Source organism: Asanoa sp. NPDC050611 (assembly GCF_040654855.1).
Lineage (GTDB): Bacteria > Actinomycetota > Actinomycetes > Mycobacteriales > Micromonosporaceae > Asanoa.
Genome location: NZ_JBFAIU010000445.1, coordinates 1 through 5167 on the forward strand (window position 1 = coordinate 1; position 5167 = coordinate 5167).

The following is a 5167-nucleotide window of genomic DNA, read 5'->3' on the forward strand; positions in this document are numbered from 1 at the left end:
GCGGGGACGGGTCCGCACCGGCCAGCCGCAGGAGGTCAACCTCGCCAGCCACGCCCGGGTCCCGGCCACGCCGGTCGGGCCAGGTGCCGGCACGCTGGCCGCGCCAGGTGCCGGCCACGCCGAGGGCGCAGACGTGGTCATTCAGGGCGACGCGCGGAGCAACTCCGGCCGCCGGCGGTCTCCCCGCCGCGGCCACGCGGGCGTCGTCGCGATCGCCTGCACCAGCCGCGACATCGGCCGCGAACCGCCCACCGCCGCGTCGCCGCGCCCGGGCGACCACCCGGACCAACAAAGGCCGCCCACGACCCTCCCGCCCAACCGCTACGCGCCACCGCCGTTGCCGCGCCGGGCACACCAGAACAACCCCTGCGCCGCGCAGGACAGGCACGCGCCGGACAGGACGACGTGGCGGTTACCACTGGTCCTAAATTGTCCCATTCATGGCGAGCCAGAGCCGCAGCAGCGTAGCGTTCCGTAAGTGCTCGGTGACGACCTGGTGACCGCGCGGACGTCCGGCGCCCGCATCGGTGATGGACAGGAGCCGCGAGAGCTGAGGGCCGAGGAGCATCAGCATCGCAGTGCCGTGGACGGGGTGGATGTGGCGCCGGTGCCGCGGGCCATGTTGCGGGACGCGCTGAGCGGCGGGGATCTGGTCGTGGCGCCGGGCTGCTACGACGTGGTCGGCGCCCGGGTGCTCGAGGCCGCCGGGATCGAGGCCGCCTACCTCACCCCCTTCGGGTTCCAGGCCGCCGACGCGCCCGCACCGCACGCGCCGGACGATCCGTGGGAGCGGTACCTCGACCGGGCGCGGGAGCTGGTCGACGCGGCCGGGCTCGCGGTGATCGTCGACGGGCAGACCGGCCTAGAGGGCAACCGCGGCGCCGGCGAGCGGGCCGCGGACGCGTTCTCCGCCGGCGCCGCCGGGTTCGTCATGGAGGACCGTCAGGGGTTCGGCAAGGACCGCCCCCTGCGCACCATGGCCGAGGTCGGCCGCGAGGTCGCGACCGTCCGCCGGGAGGTGGGCCGGGAGACGACGGTCATCGTCCGGACGGACGCGGTAAGGGACTCCGTCGACGAGGCACGGGCCCGCTGTGAGTCCTATCTGGACGCCGGCGCTGACCTCGTACTCCCGTTGATGACCCGGTATCTGAACTATCCCGACACCCCGGCGGACCGTGAGCGGCGGATGTCCGCCTACGCGTTTCTGCTGGAGCGGGTGCCCGCGAACCGCGTCGTGGCCCACTCACCCACGGGTCGCCACCTCCCGGTGACGGAGGCGCGGCGGCTGGGCTTCGGCCTGTACCTGATGTCGCAGCTGCTCATCTCGTCCGCGGTCACCGGCATGACCCACGAGATCGCCGCCGTGCTCGCCGACGAGCCCGGCCCGATGTCGCTGCTGACACCCGTCGACCTGGCCTCGCTCACCGGCGTCGGCCAATGGCTGGAGAACCGATGGTGACAATGGGATCGACCGACGAGAAGCGATGGGCGCGGACCAACCTGTCCGGCTACGTCCCGGTGATGTTCACGCCCTACACCGACACCGGTGCGATCGACGAGGCCGCGGTCCGCAACGACGTCGAGTACACGCTGCGCCTCCCCGGCGTCGGCGGCCTCTACGTCGGCTCCGTCTGGCAGGAGTTCTGGCTCCTGACGATCCCGGAGCGCAAGCGCCTCGCCGAGATCGTGCTCGACGCCGTCGCCGGCCGGGTGCCCGTCGCCGTCTCCGCCACGCACACGGCCCCCGACGACGCCGTCGAGCTGGCGTCGCATGCCGCCGAGTCCGGTGCCGGGATGATCATGCTCTGGCCGCCCTTCTTCGGGCCGCGCGGGCAGAGCGGGGTGCTCGCGTTCTTCGACTACGTCCTCGGCCGCGTGCCGGCACCGTTCGGCGTCTACAACACCGGCCTGTCGGAGGTCGGCTACGAGATGAGCCTGACACTGCTCCGCGAGCTGGCCGCCCGCCCGCAGATCGCGCTCCTGCTCGACGGCGCCGTCCGGCTCGACCTCTTCCTCGAGACCCTCGCAGCGATCGGTCGGGACGTCATGGTCACCAGCCCGGTCGAGGAGTACTTCCTGGTCGCCCGCATGCTCTATCCCGAGGTCGCACCCGACGTCCTGATGGGCTCCAGCCGCGCGCTGTTCCTGCAGACGCCGCGGCAGCCCTACCTCCACGAGTTCTTCGTCTCCGTCGAGAAAGGACAGTGGCACGAGGCGCAGAAACGGCTCGGCTGGATCATGCAGGCCGGCGAGTTCGCGCACGGTGCCGTGCTCCGCGAGGGCAAGACGCCGCTCGGCCTCATCAAGGCCATCCGCCGGGCGTACGGGCAGTCGGGCGGGACGCCGCGTGTACCCGTGCCGGCACCGAGCGAGGCCGAGGTGGGCGACGCGATCTCGAACCTCCGCGCGGCGGGCCTCGACCCGCTGTGAGCGCCGATGGGCCGGTTCGGCGGGCGGGCCCGCCCCGGCCGGAGTAAGACTGGATGAATGGCTAGGGAAGAGGACTTCACCACCGAGGCGGCCGAGGGCCAGCGGGACCGGCGGTTCCACGGTGGCGCGCCCGACCGGCTGGACGACGACGAGCTGGCGCGCCGGACGGAGCAGGAGCGCGTCGACGCCGGAACGGTCGACTACGACCCGGACGACGTGCCGCCGGCCACCGACGACCCGGTGCCGACCGACCTGAGCGACTCGTCGACGATCGAGGACATCGAGGGCGTGGCGGCGCGCCAGGAGGACGAGGGCGAGACCCGCCCGCTGAGCGACGACAACCCGTTCCCGCCGACCCGCTACGAGGAGTCGTAGCGAGCCAGCGAAGGATCAGGCCGCCAGCGCGGCGTAGCGGCCGGCCGAGTCGACCAGCGTGTCGTGCGTACCCGACTCCAGGATCCGTCCGTGGTCGAGCACCACGATCTGGTCGGCGTCGCGGATCGTCGAGAGCCGGTGCGCGATCGTGACCGTGGTCCGGCCCTGCGCGAGCTCGTCGAAGGCGCGTTGCACGGCCCGTTCCGTCGAGGTGTCCAGCGCGCTGGTCGCCTCGTCGAGGACCAGGATCTTCGGGTCGCGCAGCAGCGTACGCGCGATCGCGATGCGCTGTTTCTCACCACCCGAGAACCGGTGCCCGCGCGAGCCGACGAGCGTGTCGTAGCCGTCGGGCAGGTCGGCGATCACGTCGTGGATCTGCGCCGCCCGGGCCGCCGCCTCGAGCTCGGCGTCGGTGGCCGACGGCTTGGCGTACCGCAGGTTCTCCCTGATCGTCGTGTGCAGCAGGTAGGTCTCCTGGCTGACCACGCCGACGATCCCGGCCAGGTCGGCCAGCCGCAGGTCGCGTAGGTCGACCCCGTCGATGGTTACGCTGCCGGTGGTCGGGTCGTACAGCCGCGCGATCAACCCCGCCAGCGTGCTCTTGCCGGAACCGGTCTCGCCGACGAGGGCGAGCGACGTCCCGGCGGGCACGTCGAGAAAGACACCGGAAAGAGCGGGAACGGCGCTGCCCGGGTACGTGAAGCTGACGTTCTCCAGGCGCAGATGCCCCTCGACCCGGCCCAGGGTGCGCGGCGTGGCGGGGTCGTCGACCTCGACCGGCAGGTCCAGGTACTCGAAGATCCGCTGGAACAGCGCGAGCGAGCTGGTCAGCGTGACGCCGACGTTGAGCAGGCCCATCAGCGGCCGGAACAGGCCGCCCTGCAGGGCGGTGAAGGCGACCAGCGTGCCGATGCTCAGCGCGCCGCGGCTGAACGGCAGCCCGGCGCTGAGGTAGATCAGCGCGGGGATCGCGGCGAAGATGATGCTCATCGAGGCCATCCGCCAGCGGCCGGCGAGCTCGGAGCGCAGCTCCAGGTCGATCAGCCGGCGGGACGAGGCGGTGAACCGGTCGACCAGCGCGGCGCCGGTCGAGAGCGTCTTGGAGAGCTGCGCGCCGCTGACCGACAGGCCCTCCTCGATGGTCACGTTGAGGTCGGCCAGCTCGCGCTGGCGCTGCTCGGTGATCACGCGGCGCATCCGGGCGACGCGGCGGGTCAGCCAGATCGCCGGTGGCAGCACGACCAGCGACACCATCGAGAGCTGCCAGGAGAGCGCGACCATCGCGGCGATGGTGGCGATGGTCGTCGTGAGGTTCGAGGCGATGGACGTGGCGGTCGTGGTGACCACGGCTTCCATGCCACCGATGTCGTTGGTGATGCGGGACTGCACCTCGCCGGTCCGGGTCCGCGTGAAGAAGCCGACGGACTGGCGGTGCAGGTGGCTGAAGACGCTCGTACGCAGCCGGTGCATGACCTTCTGGCCGACAGCCGTGGAGATCCAGGTCTGCACCACGCCGAGCGCGGAGGTGGCGGCGGCCACGCCGATCATGCCGATCACGAGCCAGATGAGCAGCCGCAGGTCCTGCCGCGGCAGGGCGTGGTCGATCACGGCACGGAGCAGGAAGGGCGACGCCATCGCGATGATCGACGACGCCACGATGATGAGGGTGACGACGGCCAGGGGCCAGCGGTGCGGCCCGAAGAGCCGCCCGATCCGGCGCAACGACACCTGGCGCGCCTGAGTCTTCTCGGCCTCGCTCACGCGTTGGCCGCGGTCATGTGCAGGCAAGATCCGTTGGTCCTCCCGAGTTCGGAAATGCTGAGGTAACCTCAACATGAGGGTACAACCAGATCTGTTGGTACGGTATTCCCCGTGGACGAAGGGGAGAGCCTCTCCGAGGCCTTCTGGGGCGTGGCCAGGCGCCTGCGGCACCTCAACCGGCAGACGATGGCCCCCTGGGACGTGACGCCGGCCCAGTGGCGGGCGATCAACGTCCTGGTCGACCACGGCCCGCTGCGCCTGGGCGACCTGGCCGAGAAGCTGCACATCGCCCCCCGCTCGACCACCGAGGTGGTCGACGACCTGGAGCGCCGCACCCTGGTCGAGCGCCACCCGGACCCGGCCGACCGCCGCGCGACCCTGGTCGCCCTGACCGCGGACGGCGAGACGGCCGCGACGGCGATCCGCACGGCCCGCACCGCGGAGGCGGAACGCTTCTTCGGGTCCCTCTCCCCCGCCGACCGCGACCATCTGAGCCGCATCCTGCACCGAACCAGCAGGGAGACAAGCATGAGCACGCCCGCTGTGGAAGTGCGCGACCTGCACTACAAGTTCGGCGAGACCAAGGCCGTCGACGGTGTCG

5 protein-coding genes are annotated in these 5167 nt (G+C 71.7%); 4 read left to right on the forward strand and 1 reads right to left on the reverse strand.

What is annotated here, in order from left to right:
- Positions 1 to 478: 478 nt before the first annotated feature.
- From AB0H87_RS37650 to AB0H87_RS37660, 3 genes are read left to right on the forward strand one after another with little or no spacing between them, the layout of a single operon-like run.
- Positions 479 to 1459 carry an isocitrate lyase/phosphoenolpyruvate mutase family protein gene (locus AB0H87_RS37650; protein WP_360157217.1) on the forward strand — a complete coding sequence of 327 codons (981 nt, stop codon included), beginning with the start codon at positions 479 to 481 and terminating at the stop codon, positions 1457 to 1459.
- A complete protein-coding gene (locus AB0H87_RS37655; RefSeq protein WP_360157221.1) occupies positions 1453 to 2430 on the forward strand; it encodes a dihydrodipicolinate synthase family protein in 978 nt (325 codons plus the stop codon). Before AB0H87_RS37650 ends, AB0H87_RS37655 begins: the two co-directional genes overlap by 7 nt.
- Positions 2431 to 2487: 57 nt before the next feature.
- A complete protein-coding gene (locus AB0H87_RS37660) occupies positions 2488 to 2805 on the forward strand; it encodes a hypothetical protein (protein WP_360157223.1) in 318 nt (105 codons plus the stop codon).
- A 15-nt stretch (positions 2806 to 2820) separates the two neighbouring features.
- On the opposite strand, the gene AB0H87_RS37665 is transcribed toward AB0H87_RS37660, so the two are convergent.
- Complete coding sequence (locus AB0H87_RS37665; protein WP_360157226.1) at positions 2821 to 4566, reverse strand: ABC transporter ATP-binding protein; 1746 nt, start codon at positions 4564 to 4566, stop codon at positions 2821 to 2823.
- Between the two features lie 111 nt (positions 4567 to 4677).
- Here AB0H87_RS37665 and AB0H87_RS37670 point away from each other — a divergent pair.
- On the forward strand, positions 4678 to 5167 hold a 490-nt coding region (locus AB0H87_RS37670; RefSeq protein WP_360157229.1), incomplete at its 3' end, for a MarR family winged helix-turn-helix transcriptional regulator.